Source organism: Kitasatospora sp. GP30 (assembly GCF_029892145.1).
Taxonomy (GTDB): Bacteria; Actinomycetota; Actinomycetes; order Streptomycetales; family Streptomycetaceae; genus Kitasatospora; species Kitasatospora acidiphila.
On sequence record NZ_JARZAH010000042.1, the window covers coordinates 21,180 to 41,861 of the forward strand.

The 20,682-nt window shown below is 73.6% G+C and carries 19 protein-coding genes; 7 read left to right on the forward strand and 12 right to left on the reverse strand.

The features are described from left to right. Positions 1 to 87: 87 nt before the first annotated feature. Positions 88 to 1,644: a glycerol-3-phosphate dehydrogenase/oxidase gene (locus P3T35_RS34315; RefSeq protein WP_101383385.1), complete on the reverse strand. Its 1,557-nt coding sequence runs from the start codon at positions 1,642 to 1,644 to the stop codon at positions 88 to 90. After that, complete coding sequence (locus P3T35_RS34320) at positions 1,644 to 2,285, reverse strand: TetR/AcrR family transcriptional regulator (RefSeq protein ID WP_101383384.1); 642 nt, start codon at positions 2,283 to 2,285, stop codon at positions 1,644 to 1,646. The genes P3T35_RS34315 and P3T35_RS34320 overlap by 1 nt, the downstream gene beginning before the upstream one ends. Positions 2,286 to 2,358: 73 nt before the next feature. Between P3T35_RS34320 and P3T35_RS34325 the strand changes: the two genes are divergently transcribed. Both P3T35_RS34325 and P3T35_RS34330 read left to right on the forward strand, forming a co-directional pair. Next, positions 2,359 to 3,978, forward strand: coding sequence for an FAD-binding oxidoreductase (locus P3T35_RS34325; protein WP_101385429.1), 1,620 nt, complete (start codon positions 2,359 to 2,361; stop codon positions 3,976 to 3,978). Beyond that, positions 3,968 to 4,858, forward strand: a complete 891-nt coding sequence (locus P3T35_RS34330) for a diacylglycerol kinase family protein (protein WP_218976728.1) — start codon at positions 3,968 to 3,970, stop codon at positions 4,856 to 4,858. Before P3T35_RS34325 ends, P3T35_RS34330 begins: the two co-directional genes overlap by 11 nt. A 36-nt stretch (positions 4,859 to 4,894) precedes the next feature. Here P3T35_RS34330 and murF read toward each other — a convergent pair whose 3' ends face one another. Next, complete coding sequence (gene murF / locus P3T35_RS34335; protein ID WP_101383383.1) at positions 4,895 to 6,289, reverse strand: UDP-N-acetylmuramoyl-tripeptide--D-alanyl-D-alanine ligase; 1,395 nt, start codon at positions 6,287 to 6,289, stop codon at positions 4,895 to 4,897. Positions 6,290 to 6,446: 157 nt separating this feature from the next. Here murF and P3T35_RS34340 point away from each other — a divergent pair, with 157 nt between their 5' ends. Next, a complete protein-coding gene (locus P3T35_RS34340) occupies positions 6,447 to 7,415 on the forward strand; it encodes a glycosyltransferase family 2 protein (protein ID WP_101383382.1) in 969 nt (322 codons plus the stop codon). An 8-nt stretch (positions 7,416 to 7,423) separates the two neighbouring features. Here P3T35_RS34340 and P3T35_RS34345 read toward each other — a convergent pair whose 3' ends face one another. From P3T35_RS34345 to P3T35_RS34360, 4 genes are all read right to left on the reverse strand, one after another. Further along, complete coding sequence (locus P3T35_RS34345; protein ID WP_101383381.1) at positions 7,424 to 9,085, reverse strand: lipid II flippase MurJ; 1,662 nt, start codon at positions 9,083 to 9,085, stop codon at positions 7,424 to 7,426. Continuing rightward, complete coding sequence (locus P3T35_RS34350) at positions 9,082 to 10,719, reverse strand: UDP-N-acetylmuramoyl-L-alanyl-D-glutamate--2,6-diaminopimelate ligase (RefSeq protein ID WP_101383380.1); 1,638 nt, start codon at positions 10,717 to 10,719, stop codon at positions 9,082 to 9,084. Before P3T35_RS34350 ends, P3T35_RS34345 begins: the two co-directional genes overlap by 4 nt. A 73-nt stretch (positions 10,720 to 10,792) precedes the next feature. Further along, complete coding sequence (locus P3T35_RS34355) at positions 10,793 to 11,227, reverse strand: GNAT family N-acetyltransferase (RefSeq protein WP_280709069.1); 435 nt, start codon at positions 11,225 to 11,227, stop codon at positions 10,793 to 10,795. Continuing rightward, the gene (locus P3T35_RS34360) at positions 11,224 to 11,448 is read right to left on the reverse strand and encodes a hypothetical protein (protein WP_280709071.1); all 225 of its coding nucleotides are present in this window, start codon (positions 11,446 to 11,448) and stop codon (positions 11,224 to 11,226) included. Before P3T35_RS34360 ends, P3T35_RS34355 begins: the two co-directional genes overlap by 4 nt. A 95-nt stretch (positions 11,449 to 11,543) precedes the next feature. Between P3T35_RS34360 and P3T35_RS34365 the strand changes: the two genes are divergently transcribed. Then, on the forward strand, positions 11,544 to 12,350 hold the full coding sequence (locus tag P3T35_RS34365) for a thioesterase family protein (protein ID WP_101383379.1): 807 nt from the start codon (positions 11,544 to 11,546) through the stop codon (positions 12,348 to 12,350). On the opposite strand, the gene P3T35_RS34370 is transcribed toward P3T35_RS34365, so the two are convergent. The 4 genes from P3T35_RS34370 to thrS all read right to left on the reverse strand — a co-directional run bounded on the left by P3T35_RS34370 (position 12,351) and on the right by thrS (position 17,147). Beyond that, positions 12,351 to 13,601 carry an MFS transporter gene (locus P3T35_RS34370; RefSeq protein WP_101383378.1) on the reverse strand — a complete coding sequence of 417 codons (1,251 nt, stop codon included), beginning with the start codon at positions 13,599 to 13,601 and terminating at the stop codon, positions 12,351 to 12,353. An 85-nt stretch (positions 13,602 to 13,686) separates the two neighbouring features. Continuing rightward, entirely contained in the window at positions 13,687 to 14,271 is a 585-nt protein-coding gene (locus tag P3T35_RS34375) for a hydrolase (RefSeq protein WP_101383377.1), read from the reverse strand. Between the two features lie 106 nt (positions 14,272 to 14,377). Continuing rightward, positions 14,378 to 15,787: an MFS transporter gene (locus tag P3T35_RS34380; RefSeq protein WP_101383376.1), complete on the reverse strand. Its 1,410-nt coding sequence runs from the start codon at positions 15,785 to 15,787 to the stop codon at positions 14,378 to 14,380. Between the two features lie 142 nt (positions 15,788 to 15,929). Continuing rightward, entirely contained in the window at positions 15,930 to 17,147 is a 1,218-nt protein-coding gene (thrS, locus tag P3T35_RS34385; protein ID WP_101383375.1) for a threonine--tRNA ligase, read from the reverse strand. A gap of 403 nt (positions 17,148 to 17,550) precedes the next feature. Between thrS and P3T35_RS34390 the strand changes: the two genes are divergently transcribed. After that, positions 17,551 to 17,901, forward strand: coding sequence for a zinc ribbon domain-containing protein YjdM (locus P3T35_RS34390; protein ID WP_101383374.1), 351 nt, complete (start codon positions 17,551 to 17,553; stop codon positions 17,899 to 17,901). Positions 17,902 to 17,945: 44 nt separating this feature from the next. Here the strand turns inward: P3T35_RS34390 and P3T35_RS34395 are convergent, their stop codons facing one another. After that, complete coding sequence (locus P3T35_RS34395) at positions 17,946 to 19,064, reverse strand: chemotaxis protein (RefSeq protein WP_101383373.1); 1,119 nt, start codon at positions 19,062 to 19,064, stop codon at positions 17,946 to 17,948. A 383-nt stretch (positions 19,065 to 19,447) separates the two neighbouring features. On the opposite strand from P3T35_RS34395, the gene P3T35_RS34400 reads away from it, so the two are divergent. Beyond that, the gene (locus P3T35_RS34400; RefSeq protein WP_101383372.1) at positions 19,448 to 20,239 is read left to right on the forward strand and encodes a DUF3050 domain-containing protein; all 792 of its coding nucleotides are present in this window, start codon (positions 19,448 to 19,450) and stop codon (positions 20,237 to 20,239) included. Positions 20,240 to 20,377: 138 nt separating this feature from the next. After that, positions 20,378 to 20,668, forward strand: a complete 291-nt coding sequence (locus P3T35_RS34405) for a hypothetical protein (protein WP_101383371.1) — start codon at positions 20,378 to 20,380, stop codon at positions 20,666 to 20,668. Positions 20,669 to 20,682: the final 14 nt, after the last annotated feature.

Consider the following 20,682-nt stretch of genomic DNA (forward strand, 5'->3'; position numbering starts at 1 on the left):
TGTTGAGGGTCAGTCGAGCTCAGTACTGACTCGCGAGCATCGACTCACCCGGCGTCTGGCCTTGTTGACGGCCCGTCGGACCTATGACTAACCCCCTACCACCGACTCCGCTGCCGCCAAAGCCTGTTGGCGGTCCGTTGGGCTCAGGCCGATCCGGGTGCGCCGGTCCAGTAGGTCATCCACGTCGAGGGCGCCCTCGTGGCGGGCGGCGAAGCGGAGTTCGGCGAGGGTGGTTTCGGTGCCGGGGGCGATCGGGGTGAGGGCGGCGGGGTCGCCGTCGGCCTCGGCGAGTACGGCGGGGGCCTCGGTGCCGTAGCGGCGGACCAGTCGCAGGGGGGCCGGCACGGCGGCCAGCGTCGCCGGGGAGCCGGCGCCTACTAGGGGAAGGGCCCGGGTGCGGCAGGGGCGGGCCTGGATGCCGGCGCGGGCCAGGGCGGCATCCAGGGCGTCCTCGGCCATCCGGCGGTAGGTGGTGAGCTTGCCGCCGACCACCGTGACCAGGCCGTCGTCAGCGGTGAGCACCGCGTGCTTGCGGGACACGTCGGCTGTGCGGCCGGTGCCGTCGTCCAGCAGCGGGCGCAGGCCGGCGAAGCTGCCGAGCAGGTCGGCGCGGGTGAGCGGGCGGCGCAGCGCGGTGTTGATGGTGCTGAGCAGGAACTCGATCTCGCTGTCGGCGGGTTCGGGCACATCGGGTACCGGGCCGGGCGCCGCCTCGTCGGTGAGGCCGACGTAGACCCGACCGTCCGGGGCGGGCAGCGCGAAGACGAAGCGGTTGGTCTCGCCGGGCACCGGTACGGTGAGCCCGGCGGTCAGCCCGCCGAACGCGGACTGCGGCAGCACCAGGTGGGTGCCCCGGCTGGGCCGCAGGGTCAGGCCGGGGGCCAGTTCGCCGGCCCACACCCCGGTGGCGTTGATCACCGTGCGGGCCGCCAACCGGAAGCTCTCGCCGGTCAGTTCGTCCCGCAGCCGGGCGCCGGAGCCGTCGGCCTCCAGGGCCGCGCACCTGGTCAGCACCCGGGCGCCGTGTTTGGCGGCGGTGCGGGCCAGGGCGACCACCAGCCGTGCGTCGTCGACCAGTTGGCCGTCCCAGAAGACCAGGCCGCCGCGCAGCCCGGCGGCCTCGACGGTGGGCGCGTAGCGGAGCACTTCGGCGGGGCGCAGCCGGCGGGAGCGGGGCAGCAGGGCGGACGGGGTGCCGGCGCTGACCCGCAGCACGTCCCCGGCCAGGAAGCCGGCGCGGACCAGGGCGGCCCCGGCGAAGGAGGTGCCGGGCAGCAGTGGGACCACCTGCGGCAGCGGCTGGACCAGGTGCGGGGCGGTGCGGCGGAGCAGGATGTCGCGCTCCACCGCGCTCTCCCGGGCGATCCCGACCGCGCCGGAGGCCAGGTAGCGCAGCCCGCCGTGGACCAGTTTGGAGCTCCACCGGCTGGTGCCGAAGCCCAGGTCGTGCTTCTCCACGAGCACGGTGCGCAGGCCGCGGGAGGCCGCGTCCAGCGCGACGCCGGCGCCGGTCACCCCGCCGCCGATGACCAGGACGTCGACCGAGTCGACTTCCGGTGAGCGGAGTTCGGCCAGCTCACGGGCCCGGCGATCGCCGTTCAGCGACGCGGCATCCACGGACGCATTCAGGGACGTGGCGTTCATCAGGCGGCTCCATCCAGGTACCGGTCAAGCAGCAGGCGCAACTCTTCGTCCAGCCGGTCCGACTCGGGCCCCGAGCCGTCCGGTTCACCCGTGAGCACCGGCCCGGTGAGGGTGAACGACCAGGCCGTCAGCAGCACCGCGCGGGCCAGTAGCGCGGGATCGCCGGCCCGCACCGAGCCCTCCGCGATGGCCAGGCGCAGCGCCGTCTCCAGCATCTCCAGCTGGTGGTTGGTGTTGCTGCCGCGCCGAGTGAGCAGGTAGGGCGTCAGGAAGTCCGGGTCCAGCTCGACGATTCGGCGCAGCAGCGGGTGCACCCGGATCAGCCGGACCAGCCGCACCACGCCGTCCACCAGCTGCGCCCGGCCCGGCGCCCGGCCGGGCGGCGGGCCGTCGGCGGGCATGGCGGCGAGGGTGAGCGCCGACCACTCCCGGGTGGTGAGCGCGCCGATCACCTCGCGCACCCCGCCCCAGCGGCGGTAGAGGGTGGCCCGGGAGACCCCGGCCTGGCGGGCGATGTCGGCCATGGTCATCCGCTGCATGCCGATGGTCAGCAGCAGCTGGTACGCCGCGTCGAGGATCCGCTCCTCGGGGATGGCGTTGGCCGCCTTCGGCTGGGCACCACTGTTGATTCGCTGCGACATCACATGTACAAGTGTATCAGCGCGCTCCTGAGCAATGGCAGCCCTGAATTTCCTGAGGACCTCAATGACCTCCATGAACGAGTCGGACCTCCCCGTCACGGACTTCCATCCGTACCGCTGGGGCGACCCCGCGCGCCGCACCACGCTGCCGGCCGCCGCCACCGAGACGCTCGCCGCCTTCGGCGTCAAGGCACCCGCCGAGCCGCCGGTCGACCTCGCCGAACTCACCCTGCCGGAGCCGGGTTTCGACCTCGCCCCGATCGCCGGGGTGGTGGGCGCCGAGCAGTTGCGCACCGATGCCGCCACCCGGATCGGGCACACCCGCGGCTGGTCCACCCCCGACCTGCTGCGACTGCGGGCCGGCGACCTGACCGACGCGCCCGACGCCGTCGCCTACCCGGGCAGCCATGAGGAGGTGGTGGCACTGCTGGCCTGCTGCGAGCGGCTGGGCGTGGCGGTCGTGCCGTACTCCGGCGGCACCTCGGTGGTCGGCGGCCTGGCCCCGGACCGGGCCGGCTTCGCGGGCGTGCTGGCCCTGGACCTGCGGCGACTGGACGCGGTGCTCGCCGTCGACACCGTCTCCCGGACCGCCACCCTGCAGGCCGGCCTGCGCGGCAGCGAGGCCGAACGCCTGCTCCGCGAGCAGGACCTGACGCTGGGTCACTTCCCGCAGTCCTACGAGGGCGCCAGCATCGGCGGCTACGCGGCGGCCCGCTCGGCCGGCCAATCCTCGGCCGGCTACGGGCGGTTCGACGAGATGGTGGTGGCACTGGAGCTGGCCACCCCGCGCGGCACCGTCAGCATGGGCACCGCACCCAGGTCGGCGGCGGGGCCGGACCTGCGCCAGCTGGTGCTGGGTTCCGAGGGCACCCTGGGCGTGATCACCTCGGTCACCGTGCGGGTCCGGCCGCTCCCTGCCGAACGGGTCTTCGAGGGCTGGCAGTTCGACTCCTTCGAGGCCGGCGCGGCGGCGCTTCGCCGACTCGCCCAGGACGGCCCGCTGCCCACCGTGCTGCGGCTCTCCGACGAGGCCGAGACCTCGATCAACCTGGCCGACCCGGCCGCGATGTTCGCCGGCGGCCCCGGCGGCTGCCTGGCCGTCACCGGCTACGAGGGCAGCGCCGCCGAGGTGGCCGCCCGCCGGGCCGCGGCGAGCGAGGTGCTGGCGGCGGCCGGCGGGCAGCCGCTGGGCGAGGAGCCCGGCGAGTCCTGGCGGCACGGCCGGTTCAAGGCCCCCTACCTGCGCGATCCGCTGCTGGACGCCGGGGTGCTGATCGAGACCCTGGAGACCGTGACCTTCTGGTCCAAGCTGTCCGAGCTGCGTGCCGCCGTCACCACGGCACTCACCGACGCGCTCACCGCCCAGGGCACGCCGCCGCTGGTGCTCTGCCACATCTCGCACGTCTACGAGACCGGCGCCTCGCTCTACTTCTCGGTGGCCTGCGCCCAGACCGAGGACCCGGTGGCCCAGTGGCAGCAGGCCAAGGCTGCGGCCAACCGGGCGATCCGGGCCACCGGCGCGGCGATCACCCATCACCACGGGGTCGGCACCGACCACCGGGCCGCCTACGCCGAGGAGGTCGGACCGCTGGCGATCGAGGCGCTGCGGGCCGTCAAGCGGGTGCTGGACCCGGCCGGGATCCTCAACCCCGGTGTGCTGTTCGAAAGCGGCTCGTCCGAGGGTGACCACTGAAGTGGCCGCTGACGTGCCCGCGTTCACCGCGATAGTGAACCCGATCTCGGGCGGCGGCCAGGCCGCCGCCCACTGGGAGCCGGTCGCCGCACTGCTGCGCGCGTCCGGCGCCACCGTGCGGGCCGAACCGACCCGCGGCCGGGAGCACGCCATCGAATGCGCCACCCGAGCCGCCGAACGCGGTGAGGTGGTGGTCGCGGTCGGCGGCGACGGCCTGGTGCGGGACGTCACCGAGGGTGTGGTCCGGGGCGGCGGCACGCTCGCCCTGGTCCCGGCCGGGCGCGGCAACGACCTGGCCCGAGCGCTCCAACTGCCGTCCGACGCACCGTCACTGGCCGGGCTGCTGCTGGCCGGTGCGACCCGGCAGCTCGACGTGCTGGAGGTCAACGGGGTGATCGCGCCGGGCAACGTCTACATCGGCATCGACTCCGTGGCCACCCAGCTGATCAACGCGGGCCGCGGCCTGCCCGCCCTGCTGGTCTACCGGCTGGCCCCGCTGCGCGCGCTGCTCGGCTGGCGTTCGGTCGGCTACACCCTGACCGTGGACGGCGAACGGCAGTCGGTGCGCGGGCACACCGTGGTGCTGGCCAACTCCGGTGCGTACGGGCACGGCCTGCGGATCGTGCCGCAGGCCGTGCTGGACGACGGGCAGATCCGGCTGATGGTGGCCGGCGACGGCCCGCGCTGGAAGATCATCGCCTTCATGCGGGCCGTCCAGCGCGGCACCCACACCCGCCGCCCGGAGATCTCGGTGCGCACCGCCCGCGAGGTCACGGTGGAGACCGACCGCCCGGTGCCGGTCTGCGCCGACGGGGACGAGATCACCACACTGCCGGCCACGATCCGGGTCCTGCCGGGGGCGCTGCGCATCATCGCCTAGCTCAACGGTCGTGCGGTGAGCGCCTGTTCGAGCGACTCACCGCACGGCCGTGGGGAACGCGCAGAGCTGCTCCGCCGTCTCGGCCAGGCCGGTGGCGTGCGAGCCCTTCACCAGCACCAGGTCACCGGGCCGCAGCAGCTGACGCAGCACCTCCAGTGCCGCCACCCGGTCGGCCACCAGCATGCTCGCCACCCCGGCCGCCCGCGCCTGGCGGTGGATCAGCTCCGCCTCCCGCTCCCCCACCGCGATCAGTGAGTCGACCTTGGCGGCGGCCACCAGCCGGCCCACCTCCTCATGGTGGTCGCCCGAGTGCTCCCCCAACTCGGCCATCTCGCCGAGCACCGCCACGGTGCGCCGCCGGCCGCCGGCCATCGCGGCGAGCGCCATGAGGGCGACCGCCACCGAGTCCGGGTTGGCGTTGAACGCGTCGTTCACCACCGTCACCCCGTCCGGGCGCTCCAGCACCTGCATCCGGCCCGGCGTCAACGGCTGTGCCTTGCTGAGTAGTTCGGCCACCTCGTCGAGCGGCAGGCCGAGCCCCAGCGCCACCGCGGCGGCCCCCGTGGCATTGGCCACCTGGTGCGCGCCGTAGAGGGCCAGCCGAACCGGGGCGACCTCGCCGTGCTGGTCGGTGAGGGTGAAGTACGGGCGCCCGGCCTCGTCCAACTCCACCGCACCGGCTCGGACATCGCCACCGGATCGTCCAAAGGTGAGCACCCGGGCGGCGGTTCGGGACGCCATCGACATCACATACGGGTCGTCGGCATTCAGCACCGCCAGGCCGTCCGACGGCAGCGCCTCGACCAACTCCCCCTTGGCGGCGGCGATCGCCTGCTTGGTGCCGCCGAACTTGCCGATGTGCGCGGTGCCGATGTTCAGCACCAGGCCGACCCGCGGCGGCGCGATGCCGGTCAGCCAGGCGATGTCACCGGCCTGGCTGGCCCCCATCTCCAGCAGCAGGTAGCGGGTCTCGGCATCGGCCCGCAGCACGGTGAGCGGCAGCCCGATCTGGTTGTTGTAGGAGAGCGGGGTGGCCACCGTGCGGCCCAGCGCGGGCAGCAGTTGGGAGAGCAGGTCCTTGGTGCTGGTCTTGCCGGCCGAGCCGGTCAGGGCCACCACCATGGCGTCGGTCAGCCGCCCGGCGGCGGCCCGGGCGAGCTCCGCCAGCGCGGGGAGCACCTCGGGCACCACCACGGCGGGCACGCCCACCGGTCGTTGCGCCAGCACAGCCACCGCGCCGGCCTCCACCGCCTCCACCGCGTACCGGTGGCCGTCGGTGCGGTCGCCGGCCAGCGCGGCGAAGAGCGAGCCCGGCTCGGCCAGCCGTGAGTCGACCACGGCGGGGCGGTCGACCATGGCGGCCGGGTCGGGCGCGTCGTACAGGGTGCCGCCGACTAGCTGGGCGATCTGGTGCAGCGTCAGCGGGATCACGGGAGGCTCCGTTCATGGGATTGCGGTGAGGGTGCTCTCGACGCTAACTGCGGCCACCCGGGTTTCCTCGGCTACGCCACGCCCGTGCCTCCCGCCGATCGAGCGGGTGGCTTGCAAGCATGCTTCGGGGCCGATCCGAGTGTGAGCGAGGTGGCAGATGGCTGAGCAGTTGGCAGATGACGTGGCACCGATGGGCGGCGAGGTGGCGCCGGTGAGCGTGGTGATCGCCGCCTACAACGCCGCGCCGACCCTGGGGGCGGCGCTCGCCTCGGCGCTCGGGCAGGTGCCCCGGCCGGCCCAGGTGATCGTGGTCGACGACGGGTCGCAGGACGGCACGGCCAGGGTGGCGGCCGCGTTCCCGGAGGTGCTGGTGGTTCGCCAGCGCAACCAGGGTCCGTCGGCCGCCCGCAACGCCGGCATCCGGGAGAGCAACCAGCCCTGGGTGGCGTTCCTGGATGCCGACGACCTCTGGCTGCCCGGCAAGCTGGCCCGGCAGCTGGCGGCGCTGCGCGAGCACCCGCACGCGGTGTTGCTGGCCGGCGACTGGGTGCGCACACTGTCCGAGGACGGGATTGGGGCGGTGGCCGACCACGGGGCTGAAGAAGCGCCTGGTCAGCGCGCGCTCAGCCGCGTGGTCGGCTACCGCGACGTCCTGGTGCTCAACCGGTTCCAGACTTCCACCGTGCTGGTCCGGGCCGAGGTGCTGGGCCGCGTCGGCGGCTTCGACCCCGCGCTGGACGGCGCCGAGGACTGGGACCTGTGGCTGCGCTGCGCCCGCCACGGCACCGTGGTCAAGCTGGACGCCCCGCTGGCGGTCTACCGGGACGAGCCCGGCGGCTACAGCAAGGACCTCGGCCGGCTCTACGCCCGGATGCTCACCATGCTGGGCCGGGAGGGGCGCGGCGGCGTGCTGCCGACCGCCGCCTTCGCCCAGGTGCTCACCTGGCACTACCTGCGGTTCGCGGTCGCCTTCGCCCTGGCCGGCCAGCGCACCAGCGCCCGCACCGTGCTGACCGAGCTCCGCGCCGCCGGCCTGGCCCGCCACGTCCCCGCCGCCACCGCCCGCTACCTCGCCCCGTTCCTCGGCGGCCGAGCGCTACGGCGCCTGCGGGGCCGGGCGCTCTGAGCAAGCGCTCAGTCAGCACCGTCACCCGCACCCGCCTCCCCCTCGCCCTGCTCCCCGTCCTCGCCCCACTCCCCCACGCCCCCGCCCACGAACCACCGCCACCCCGCCACCCCGCACCCCAGCGGCAGCGCCGCCCCCACCACCACCGCGCCGCCCAGCAGCGCCGGCAGCGCGGCCAGCCCGGTGGCGCCCCCCAGCGCCCCCACCCGCCACCAGGCGAGCAGGGCCGCCGGCACCCCGCTCGCCAGCGCCCGCCCCAGCACCGGTGCGGGCAGCAGCGGCGCCCCGCCGAACCGCCGGCGCAGCAGGCCCGCGGCGGCCAGCGCGGCGGCGGCGTAGCCGACCGCCACCGCGACCGCCACCCCCCGCACCCCGGCCGGCCGGTAGAGCGCCAGCGCCACCACCACCGTCACCCCGTTGTTGACCAGGTAGAGCCCGAACGCCGTCCGCAGGTCGCGCATCGCCTGGAGCACCCGGATGAAGTACAGGTACGCCGAGAAGCTCGGCAGCCCCAGGGTGAGCAGCGCCAGCACCTGCCCGGTGAGGGTCGCGCCGCCGACCCCCGCCGCGCCGTGGCCGAGCAGCAGTCGGGCGATCGGGTCGGCCAGCGCGGCGAGCACCGCCGCGATCGGAACCATCAGCAGCGTCAGCAGCCGCAGCCCGTCGGCGACTTGGGCGCCCAGCTCGTCGACCCGCCGGGCCGCCCAGGTGGCCGCCCAGCCGGGTTGCCGGGCGCCCGTGATGGAGACCGCGACCACGCCGAACGGCACCTGGAAGAACGCGAACGCATAGGTGTAGGCGCTCACCCCGCCCGGTTCGGCGGCGGCCAGCAGCAGCACCGCGAACAGCCCGGCCTGGTTGGCCGCCACCATGGCGAAGGTCCAGCCGGACAGCCCGGCCACTTGGCGCACCGCCGGATGCCGCGGCCGCCAGCGCCAGCGCAGCGGCGCCCCGGCCCGCCGCACCCCGCCGACCAGCACCAGCGCCTGGGCGGCCACCCCGGCCGTGGTGCCCAGCCCCAGCAGGGTGAGCAGCCCGGGGGCGCCGAGCACCGCGGTGACGGAGCTGTGCCGCAGCCGGGGCGCGGCGGCCAGCAGCAGCCCGATCAGCACCAGGTTGTTGGCGATCGGCGCGAACGCCGCCAGCGCGAACCGGCGCACGCTGTTGAGCACGGCGGTGGCCAGCGCGATCACGCCGTAGAGCAGCACCTGCGGGGCGAACAGCCGCAGCAGCCGGACGGCGACGGCGCGTTCCGGCCCGGCCGTGGCGTGCGCGGTGGCCAGCGTGTAGCCGCGCATCAGCACCCCGGCGCCGCCCGCCACCAGCGCGGCGGCGGCCACCAGCAGCACCAGGCAGACCGTCAGCACCGCGCTGATCCCCTCCCAGTCCGCGCGCGAGCGCTGCAGCCGGGCGACGAACACCGGGATCAGGGTGGCCGAGAGCACGCCGCCGAGGACCAGGTCGTAGACCATGTTGGGAGTGGTGTTGGCCAGGTTGTAGGCATCGGCGAGCGGGCTGACGCCGAGCGCGTAGGAGAGCGCGAAGACCCGCCCGAGGCCGGTCAGCCGGGACAGCGCGGTGCCCGCGGCCATCGCCAGCTCGGGCCGGATCCGGGGGGTGCGCGACTGCTCGTGCCTCTCCTGCTCCGGAGCCTGGTCGACGGCCGTCACGACCGGACCACGTCCGTGTCCGGCGCCGGGTCCGCGCCGCCGGTCACCCGGTGGCAGTGCACCACGCCGAGCCCGAGCCGGTCGGCCTTGACCTGCCAGGTCGCGGCCCGATCACCGTCGTCGCCCCAGCCCTGGGCCAGCAGCGCGGCCCTGGCCTGCTTCCGGTCGTCGAACGGCAGGTTGTGCCCGGCCACGTACTGGATGGTCTCGTGTCCCCGGCCGACGATCAGCACCACGTCGCCCGGTCCGGCCACCGCTATCGCCAGGTTGATCGCGATCGCCCGGTCCAGCTCCACCACCACCTGCCCGTCGGCCTGGCCCAGCGTGCCGGCCAGCATCTGGTCGACGATCGCGCGCGGGTCCTCTTCGCCGGGGCTGTCGCTGGTCAGGATCGCGGTGTCGGCGGTGATGGCGACCCGCCCGGCGTCCTGGCGCTTGTAGCGGTCGCGGCCGCCGCGGCAGCCCACCACCAGATGGACTCGGCCGCCCGCCAGCGCCAGGGTGCGGGCGGTGGCCAGCTGGGCGGCGATCGCGCCGGGGGTGTGCGCGTAGTCGACCAGCACCAGGAACGGCTGGCCGACGTCGACCGCCTCGGAGCGGCCGGGAATCCCAGCACAGTGGGCGATCCCCGCCACCGCGGTCTCCTGCGGCACGCCGAGCGCCCGCGCCGCCAGGTAGGCGGCGGCCACGTTGGTGGCGTTGCACTCGCCGATCAGCGGGGCGGACAGGTCGACCGGGCCGTCCGGGCCGGTGAGGCGCAGCCGGATGCCGCGCCGGTCGGCCCGCACCTCGGTGATCCGGGCCTGGGCGCGTTCGCTGAGGCCGAAGCCGATGGTCGGCACGGTGGTCTGGGCGGCGAGCCGCTCCCCCCATTCGTCGTCGACGCAGACCAGCGCGGCGCGGCAGCGTTCGGGGGTGAAGAGCAGCGACTTGGCGTAGTAGTACTGCTCGACGGTGCCGTGGTAGTCGAGGTGTTCGGGCGTCAGGTTGGTGAAGATGCCGACGTCGAAGGCGATTCCGCCGACCCGGTGCTGGTCCAGCGCGTGCGAGGAGACCTCCATCACGGCGGCCTCCACGCCGCCGGCGCGCATCCGGGCCAGGGTCCGCTGCAGGTCCGGCGCCTCCAGGGTGGTCAGCTTGGCGGACCAGCGGCGCCGACCGATCCGGGTCTCCACGGTGCCCAGCTGTCCGGCGGTCCAGCCGGCGGCGTTGAAGGCGGAGTACAGCAGGTAGCTGGTGGTGGTCTTGCCGTTGGTGCCGGTGATCCCGGCCAGCGCCAGGCCGTCGGCCGGGTGGCCGTGCAGGGCGGCGGCCACCGGGCCGATCGCCCACCGCACGCTGGGCACCCGCAGTTGCGGTACGGCCAGGTCGAGCGGGTGCTCCACCAGCAGGGCCCGGGCTCCGGCCTGGACGGCGGCCGCCGCGTAGTCGTGGCCGTCGGTGTGGGCGCCGGGCAGCGCGCAGAACAGCCAGCCGGGGCGGACCTGCCGGCTGTCGTGCGTGCAGTCGAGCAACCCCACGTCCCCACCGGTCTGTTCGGCCCCCGCCCAGACCGCGGCGAGCTGGGACAGCGCCACCGGGCGCCGCACTGCCGGCCACGGTGTGGAGTCCTTGTTCACCTCGCTGCTGCCCATGGCTCATCACGCTAAGCGCATGATCAGTGACGTGCAGCTTATGTGTGGCCACTGGGGGAGCGATCACCGTGCGTCAGGCGAGCAGCTTGTAGGAGAAGCTCCCGTCGCGCAGCCGGCCGAGCGGGTCGGTGGCATAGCCCGGGACGACCCCGAACCTGGTCCAGCCGGCTCCCTGGTAGAGCGCCTCGGCGTCGCTGCCGGCTTCGGTGTCGAGCAGCAGCAGGCTGACGCCGTGTCGGCGCGCCGTCTGCTCGGCGGTGGCCGGCAGGCGGGCGGCCAGGCCTTGGCGGCGGCTGCCCGGGTGCACCATCAGCTTGACGATCTCGGCGCGGTGGGTGCCGTTGGCCTTGCGGGTCAGGGCCAGGCCGACGGTGCCGGCCAGGGCGCCGTCCTGGCGGCGGGCCGTCCAGACTGGCAGGTCGCCGGCGGTGACGGGGCGCCGTCCGGGCGGCGGGCCATCCAGACCGGCAGGCCGCCGGCGGTGACGGCCGGGCGCTGCGCCTGTCACCTGTCGGCGGCCTCGGCGGGGCCGGACGGATTCCGGAAGCCGAGGGACGCGCCGTCGGCCACGGCGGCGAGCAGTTCGGCCGGCGCGGGGACGGCGGCGTCGAAGTCGGCGGCGGAGAGCCTGGCGGGCGTCAACTGCGGTGCGGCGGTCGCGGCATGACCACCGGCACCGCGTAACGGACCGGCGCGGGCCCGGGGTTGTCGAAGCGGGTCGGCCCCCATCGCCGGAATTACGGACGAGTAACCTCAGGGGTCACATGATCCTCGCCACGGGCTAGGGTCGGACCCAAGGCAGCGACGGCGACAGGGGACGCGACATGACGGCCGACCAACTCGGCGTGACCACCGAGGAGTCGTTCTACCGGGACCTCGGCGACGGCCGGTTCGAGAGCACCGGCGCCACCGCCGGGCCGTGGAGTCCCAAGGCGCAGCATGCCGGACCGCCCTCGGCCCTGCTCGGCCGGGCGCTGGAGCGGCACCAGCCGCGCGAGGGGATGCGGATCGCCCGGGTCACCCTGGAGGTGCCGTACCCCGTGCCGGTCGGCGAGCTGGCGGTCAACGTCCGTACCGTGCGGGGCGGTTCGCGCACCGAGCTGCTGGAGGCCGAACTGACCTCGCAGGGGCGGGCCGTGATGCTGGCCCGCGCCTGGCGGGTGGTGGCGAGCCCTGCGGACACGCCCGCGCTGCGCCCCGAGCCGGGGCCGGCCGCGCTGCCCGACGAGCAGCCCCTGCACGCCGTGGCCGGCACCAACACCGACGGCTATGTCGCCGCGATGGAGTGGCGCTTTCCCAGCGGCGACTTCAACACCCCAGGGCCGGGCAGCGCCTGGGTGCGGCAGCGGATCCCGCTGGTCGCGGGCGAGCCGGACACCCCGCTGACCCGGGCCCTCACGGTCGCCGACAGCAACTGGGCCGTCGCCTTCGAACTCGACCACATCCGCCGCATGGTGATCAACACCGACATCACCCTGGCCCTGCACCGCGACCCGGTCGGCGAGTGGCTCTGCCTGTCCGCCGCGACCGCGGCCAGCCCGGCCGGCTCCGGTCTGGCCGCCGGCCGGATGGACGACCAGGTCGGCGACTGCGGCCGGATCCTGCAGACGCTGCTGGTGACCGAGCGCTGATCAACTCGCGGGAGCCAGTTGCCTCCCGCGCACCGACGGCACCAGCAGCGGCAGCAGCGTGAGCCCGGTCAGCGCGATCCCGCCTGCCACCGCCACCCGGCCCGCACCGAAGGCGGCGGCGAGCGGGATCACGCCCAACTGGCCCACCGGAATGGCGACCCAGGAGCCGAAGTCGTCATAGGAGGTGACCCGCGAGATCAACTCCGTGGGGATGCCGGTCTGCAGGGTGCTGTCCCAGAGGATGCCGCAGACCGCCGAGCCGGCCCCCGCCGTGAAGGTGGCCGCCGCGAGCGGCACCAGCCCGGCGTGCAGGCCGAGCAGCACCAGCGGCAGGCCGCTCAGCGCCGCCGCGGCCATCGCGACCACCAGCGGCCGGCGCACCGTCAGCCGCAGCATCACCAGGCTGAGCAGCAGCAGTCCGACCGCCTTGGCGCTGTTGGCCGCGCCCCAACCCGCGGCGCCCATGCTGTGTTTGACGATGCTCGGCCCCAGCACCTGCCAACTGCCCACCTGGATCAGGTTGAACACGGTGAAGGTGGCGGTGATCGACCAGACCCACGGCAGCGAGCGGAAGTACTGCCAGCCTTCGCGCAGTTCGGCCGGCAGTCGGCGCGATGTGCCGGACTGCCGTGCAGGGAGCCGGACTTGGGTCAGGCAAGCCGCCGAGACCACGAACCCGGCGGCGTCGCAGGCGATCCCCCAGCCGCCCCCGATGCCGGCCGCCAGCACCCCGGCCAGCGACGGACCGAGCACCTTGGCGGCGTTGCGGGTCGACGCCAGCATCGAGTTGGCCCGCTGGATCGCCCCCGGCGCCACCAGCTCCGGCACGATGCCGCGCAGCGCGGGCGTGGTGAACGCCTCCGCCACGCCGTTCAGCACCGACGCCGGCAGCAACAGCCACAGGCTCGCCCCGCTGAGCACCACGAAGGCCACGAACGCCTGGGTGAGCCCGGCCGAGAGGTTGGCCAGCCGCAGCAGCCGATCCCGCCGGTACCGGTCGGCCAGCCCGCCGCCGAGGATCAGCAGTGCGATCATCGGGGTCATCTGGGCGGCCAGCACATAGCCCAACCAGTGCGGATCCGAGGTGCGTTGGAGGACGGCGAAGGCCAGCGCCACCGAGGTCATCGACCCCCCGAACAGCGAGGCCGCCCGTCCGATGAAGAACCATCGGAACGGGCGGTCTCGCAACGGATTGGGCGGCTTGGCCCGTTCGGCGTCGAGGGCGGCTGCTTCGTGATCGGTGTCGGTCATGGCGGGTCAGTCTGCCAGCGAAGCACCCTTGCCCGCCGCCGAATTCAGCCGCTTGGGCTCAGCGGGTCGGGCTCGCGGGTCGGGCTCAGCCCTCGGTCTTGGCCAGCAGCTCCAGGACCTCGGCCGTGGTGCCGGTCTCGCCGAGGCGCGGGAAGATCCGCTCCACGCTGTTGCGGTGGGCCTCCTCGTCCCGGTCCGCCATCGCATCGGTGGCCAGCGTCACGTGGTAGCCGTGCTCATGGGCGGCGCGGGCGGTGGACTCCACGCCGATGCTGGTGGCGATCCCGCCCAGGACGATCTGGGTGATCCCGCGGCGGCGCAGCTGCAGGTCGAGGTCGGTGCCGTAGAAGGCGCCCCAGTTGCGCTTGGTCACCTGGATGTCGCCGTCGTGGCCGGCCAGCTGCTCGATGATCTGGTCCCAGCCGGCGGGGAACCCACCAGTGGGGTGCGGGGTCTCGTTGCGGCCGGGCATGACGTCCGCGCCGTCGGCGGCGAAGGTGACCCGCACCAGCACCACGGGCAGGCCCTTCGCCCGGAAGGCGTCGGCCAGTTCGATGCCGTTGGCGACCACCTGGTCGCTGCTGTACGGGACGGTGGGCATGCCGACGATGCCGTTCTGCAGGTCGATCAGGACCAGTGCGGTGCGCGGGTCGAGGGTGGTGACGGCCATGGTGGTGCCTTTCTCAGGAAGGGTCTTCAGGGTCTTCAGGTCTTCAGGGATATTCAACAGGTCATCGGACGATCGACCGGGCATCTGCGCCTGGGCGACACGTGCGCTACCGGCGGCGGCGCAGCGAGCGGTCCAGCAGGCTCACCACCAGCAGCAGGGCCGCACAGGGCAGCATGAAGAGCGCCAGCTCGTGCAGGCCCGGGGTGTCGGCGCCGTGCCGGAAGGAGGCGGCGACGGCGGCCGAGGCCAGCATCGCGCCGAGGTACATGAAGGTGCGCAGCAGCCCGGCGGCGGTGCCCATCCGCTCGGCGTCCGCCTGGTGGTAGAGGGCGTTCTGGTTGGCCAGCCCGATGGTGCCCTGGGGGATCCCGATCAGCACGCCGGCCGCCACCAGCAGTGGGATCGGGGTGTCGGACCGCAGCACGGTGAGCAGGCCGCAGGCGGCGATCATCACCGCGCCGCCGAGCACCAGCTTGCCGCGCAGCTCGGGTCGGCGTCCGGAGAGGATGCCGGCCACGATGGCGACCGCCGAGCCGGGCAGCATCAGGGTCCCGGTGAGCGAGGTGGCGAGTCCGCGCCCCTGCTCCAGCCACTGCGCATAGCCGTAGAGGAAGGCGTAGGAGACGGTGTAGGCGAGCACCTGGCGCAGGTAGGTGCCGAGCAGCGGCCGGTTGCCGCCGAGCACACGCAGGTCCAGGAACGGTTCCGGGCAGCGCAGTTCGCGCACCGTCAGGGCGGCGGCCGCCAGCACGGCGAGCACCGGCAGGTACCAGTGGTCGGGGCGCGGCGCCATCAGGAAGAGCAGCAGGCCGGTGAGGGTCAGCCCGAAGAGCACCATGCCGAGCACGTCCACCGGGCCGGCCTGGCGCTCGGCGGTGGCGGTCGGCCGCGCGCGGGGCAGCCGGCGGGCGCCGAGCACCACGCAGGCCAGGCCGAGCGGGAGGTTGACGACGAAGACGGTGCGCCAGCCGCCGAGGCCCACCAGCAGGCCGCCCAGCGTCGGGCCGATCATGGCGGTGGCCTGGGCGGCCACCGACAGCGCGGTGAGGATGCCGCCGGGGGTGTCCCGCCCGGTCCGGGTGGCCTCGCTGCGGATCACGTACATGGCCGCCGGGTAGGCCGCCGAGGTGCCCAGGCCGATCAGCACCCGGGCGACGATCAGCACCCCGAGGCTGGGGGCCACCATGCCGAGCAGGCCGGCCAGGCCGATCAGCGCGGAACCGCCCAGGTAGAGCGGCCGGGGGCCGAACCGGTCCACCAGCCGGCCGATCACCGGCTGGGCGATCGAGGTGGTCAGGTACAGCGCCGAGACCAGCCAGACCGTCTCGGCGGCCGGTGCGCCGAAGGCGATGCCGATCGGCACCAGCGAGACCGCGATCATCGTGGAGTTGACCGGGTTGAGCATCGACCCCAGCACCAGCGGCGCGGTCAGCCGGCGGTCGAAGGAGGGCGCGGCATTGACGGGTGCCGCATCGGCGGGTGCCGCGCCACGGCGTAGTTCGGAGAGCCCCTTCATGACGCACTCGGCCGTTCGGGGGTGGCCAGCCTCGTCGTCTCGTCCATGACCTCCACCGTAAATCCTTCAACCGAAACTGTCCAGTTTGGCTGTTCAGTTCAGCTGGACAGTTTCGCCTGAGGATCTGGTTGAGGATCCAGGGTCAGTCGACCCAGAGCGCCGCCCCACGGGCCGCCACCCGGGCGGCGATCCGGTCGAGCGCCTCGCCCTGCGGCAGCGGGTCGAGGCGGCGACCGTCCCGCAGTCGCAGCGCCAGCAGGCCGTCCGCCGCCTCCCGGGCACCGATCACCGCCTGGTATGGCACCAGCCGGGCCTCGCGGATCCGGGCCCCGAGGCTGCCCTGCTCCGGACCGGCCAGCTCGACCCGCAGGCCCGCCTCCAGGCAGCGCGCCCGCAGCGCCTCGGCCTGCGGCAGCTCGCCCTCGCTCACCGGCAGCAGCGCCACCTGCACCGGCGCCAGCCAGGCCGGGAACGCCCCGCCGTGCTGCTCGATCAGGTGCGCCACCGCACGCTCCACGCTGCCGATGATCGCCCGGTGCACCATCACCGGCCGGTGTTTGGCGCCGTCGGCCCCGATGTAGTGCAGGTCGAACCGCTCCGGCTGGTGGAAGTCGACCTGCACGGTGGACAGGGTCGCCTCCCGGCCGAGCGAGTCGCGGATCTGCACGTCGATCTTCGGACCGTAGAAGGCGGCCTCGCCCTCCTCCGCCTGGTACTCGATCCCCTCGCTCTCCAGCACCTCGGTCAGCAGTGCCACCGAGCGCTCCCAAAGCTCGGGCGCCGCAACGTACTTGCCGCCGGCGCCGGGCAGCGACAGCCGGTAGCGGGCCGCCTCGATGCCCAGCGCCTGGTACGCCCGCCGGATCAGCCGCAGCGCACCGCGGGCCTCGTCGGCCACCTGCTCCAGGGTGCAGAAGATGTGGCCGTCGTTCAGCTGGATCGCCCGCACCCGGGTCAACCCGCCCAGCACGCCGGAGAGTTCGGAGCGGTACATGGGCCCGAGCTCGGCCATCCGCAGCGGCAGCTCGCGGTAGCTGTGCGACCGGGAGCGGTAGATGACGGCGTGGTGCGGACACAGGCTCGGCCGCAGCACGACCTCCTCCTCGCCCAGTTGCATGGGCGGGAACATGTCCTCGCTGTAGTGCGACCAGTGGCCGGAGATCTCGTACAGCTCCCGCTTGCCCAACACCGGTGAGTAGACGTGCTGGTAGCCGGCCCGCCGCTCCTCGCCGCGGATGTACTCCTCCAACTCGTGCCGCACCACGGCACCGTCCGGCAGCCAGTACGGCAGCCCCGCACCCACCAGCGGGTCACTCCCGAACAGGCCCAGTTCCCGCCCGAGCTTCTTGTGGTCGAACATCGTGTTCTCGCCTCGCCCTCTCGAATTCCCCCGAGGGGCGGGCACCCGGCCGAGCGCGCAAACGCAGCAGCCCCGGGGCACTCGCCCCGGGGCTGCTGTCAGTCAAGCATCAATCAGCGCGCCGGGACCTCCACCGGCGTCGTCGTCACTGCGGCACGCTGCATCATGTGACCCACGGTAGCAGAACCCGCTCCGCAGGGCCCAGGTCGTGCGGATGCCGCTCCCCCACCCAATCCTGCCCGCCTGCACTTGCCACACGGGTCATTTGAAAAATTCTTCATACCCATAGATCCTGTCTGCCTGTCGAGCCGGGCGAGGCGAGCGCTACGGCCGCACCGGCACACCCGCAAGTGTCCGGCTGACCCGCCCACCGAACCGCTCCCACCACGAGACCCCTGGACGAATGAGCGACAACCTCCCCCCGTGCCCGAAGTGCTCCAGCGAGTACACCTACGAGATGAACGCCCTGATGGTCTGCCCAGAATGCGGCAACGAGTGGGTCCCCGCCGCGGCCGGTGCGGCCGCTCCGGGCGAGCGCGTGATCAAGGACGCCGTCGGCAACGTGCTCAGCGACGGTGACACCGTGACCGTGGTCAAGGCGCTCAAGGTCAAGGGCAGCCCGTCGGGGATCAAGGCCGGCACCAAGGTCCGCAACATCCGCCTGGTCGACGGCGTCGACGGCCACGACATCGACTGCCGGATCGACGGCTTCGGCGCCATGCAGCTCAAGTCCAGCGTGGTCAAGAAGGCCTGACACGACCGGGTCGCCCGCGCCACTCGCGGGCGACCCGGTCGGGCTCAGTACCGCAGCACCGCCGCGATGGACTGACGGTCCGTCAGCGTCTCGTCGGGCACGAAGGTGACGGTGCCGCCGGCCTGGAGGGTGCGTTCCACGATCTCGTCGACGACGTCCTCGCGGATCTCGCCGGTGCCGGTGGGCTGGGCGTCGGCGAGGGCCGGGGCCAGGTGGCCGTCGGTGACCTCGACGGTCTCCTGGTAGTGCTCCTCCACCACGAGCTCGGCCACCCGGCCCTCGGTGACGGCGACCCAGATCTCGTCCAGCCCGGCGGCCAGCGTCTTGCGGCCGGCCGCCTGGTCGAGGCGGGCCAGCGCCGCCTCCCGCTCGGCGCGCGCCTGCTCGGCGCGCACCAGGGCCAGGGCCGGCGCCAGCGCGGTCGCCGGGCCGGCGCCCAGGCCGCCCTTCTCCAGCCGGGCGACGATCACCTCGCGGTGCGCGGTGATCGACTCGAAGAGGCTCACCGCCTCCGGCACGCCCACCAGGTAGCACGGGCGCGGCGCCTCCTTGAGCAGCGCGTCCAGGGCGGCGTCCACCTCGCGGTAGAAGATCTTGGTGTCCTCGTGGCTGTACACGCTCGGCGTGTCGCCGATCTGCTCCTCGCGCTGCGGGTCGAACTTCTCGGGGTTGGCCGGCCGCTGCGGGAACCCGCCGGCCGTCGACTCCGCCAGGTCAGGACCGGCGCCGCTCCACAGCCGCACCTGCTCCGCCCCCAGCGTGAGCACCCAGTAGGGCGCGTACACGGCGCGGGCCGCCACCAGGTTGCGGGTGAGGAAGGTGTCGGAGACCACCACCCGGACCGGGACGGTGCGCGGCAGCTTCCACATCTGGTGCTCGCCCGGCGCCGCGAACAGCAGCAACCCGTCCTGGGCGTGCCGCAGATCGACCTCGGCGGCCGCCTTGTCCAACTGGTCCAACACGTCCAGCCGGTCCGCGCGGCCGAGCGTGTCGTCCGCCTCGATCCGGCGGCGCGCCTCGGCCAGCAGGTTCTTCAGCTGCAGCGTGTCCTGCTCGGTCCCGGTGGCCTGCCGATGGGTGGGCATCGCCACGGTGACCGCCGGCCGGGGGCGGGGCGCGGCCAGCGCGGCCAGGATCGCGGGGGTGAGGTCGGTGACGTCCACGGGCGGCCTTCCGATTCGGGATGCGGGACGGGTACGTATCCCACCCTCCCCGCGCCGGTCCGCTCCCGCATCCGGAGCGTGCGCGGGGAGTGCTGGAGGGGTGGTGGGGGCGGTCCTCGGTCGGGGCTGGCGCGGCCGATGGGCCTACCGGGTGACCTGTGAACCGCTGCGGCGCCGCTGGTGGGAAGGGGGAGGATCGCTGACGCTGCTTCAGTGGGGCGCCGTTCTTGTCGAACTGGTGTCAACTTCGCGAGGGTTTGGCGTTTGAGCTATCGGATCCGCCGGTCCGATCCCGTAGCCTGGCCCGCGTCATCGGACACACACGCTCCGTGCCCGACCGAGCAGTCCGCACGGAGCTTCTCCCTTCTCTGCCAGGAGCCGCCATGAGTTCCGACCGCTACCACTGGGATCGCTCGCACCCCGGCCTGACGGCCCTGCGCGAGGCGATCGAGCCCGTGCGCCGGGAGGTCGTCAGCCATCCGATCTACCAGGGGCTGAACTCCTTGGAGCGGGTCCGGACGTTCCAGGAGCGCCATGTGTTCGCGGTCTGGGACTTCATGTCGCTGCTCAAGTGCCTGCAGCGGCGACTGACCTGCGTGGAGCTCCCGTGGCTGCCGAGCGGGCCGACGGCGAGCCGCCGGTTGATCAACGAGATCGTGCTGGTCGAGGAGAGCGATGAGCTCGGCGACGGCTACATCAGCCACTTCGAGCTCTACCTGGACGGGATGGCCCGGGCCGGGGCCGACACCGGGCCGGTGAACGACTTCCTGCGGCTCCTCGGCAACGGGACCGGCGTGACCGAGGCGGCGAAGTCGGCCGAGATCCCGTCGGCGGCCGCCGAGTTCATGGCGGTCACCTGGGACATCATCGAGAACTCGCCGGTGCACTGCCAGGCCGCGGCGTTCGCGTTCGGCCGCGAGGACCTGATCCCGGAGATGTTCGAGCAGGTGATCCGGATCGAGGACGCGGACGGCCGGCTGACCGTGTTCAAGGACTACCTCGCGCGCCACATCGAGGTGGACGGCGAGCAGCACACGCCGATGGCCATGCAGATGCTGATCGACCTCTGCGGTGACGACCAGGAACGCTGGACCCAGTGCGCCGACACGGTCACCCGCGCGCTGTCCGCCCGGGTCGCGCTGTGGGACGGGATCCTCGCCGACTGCGGCGCGTGAGCCTGAACGGCCTCCCGAGCGGGGACTCGGGAGACCGTTGACCTGGGGGTTTCACAGGTTCACCCGTACGCGGTGCGGCACTGGGGCTCCCTGGGGGAACGAGCGGGGCGGCCCAACCCCACCCCCGAGGAGAGCCCCTTGAAGCGCATCCTTCACGCGGCCGGCGTCATGGCCGCCGCTGCCACCCTGTGCCTGACCACCGCCACCAGCGCCGGCGCGACCACCGGAGCGCTCGTCCTCAACGGCGAGCGGATCACGAATCCGCACGGCTGCTACAACCCGGACCGCTGGCCGTTGTCCGTCGGCAACGAGACCAATGAGGCCGTGACCATCTACAACGGCAGCGACTGCAGTGGGTCAGTCGAGATCGTGCTCGCGCCTGGCTCGACTGCCGTCTCCGAGTTCGGCCAGAGCGTCTACGTTCCCTGATCGCCTGCAGGCCG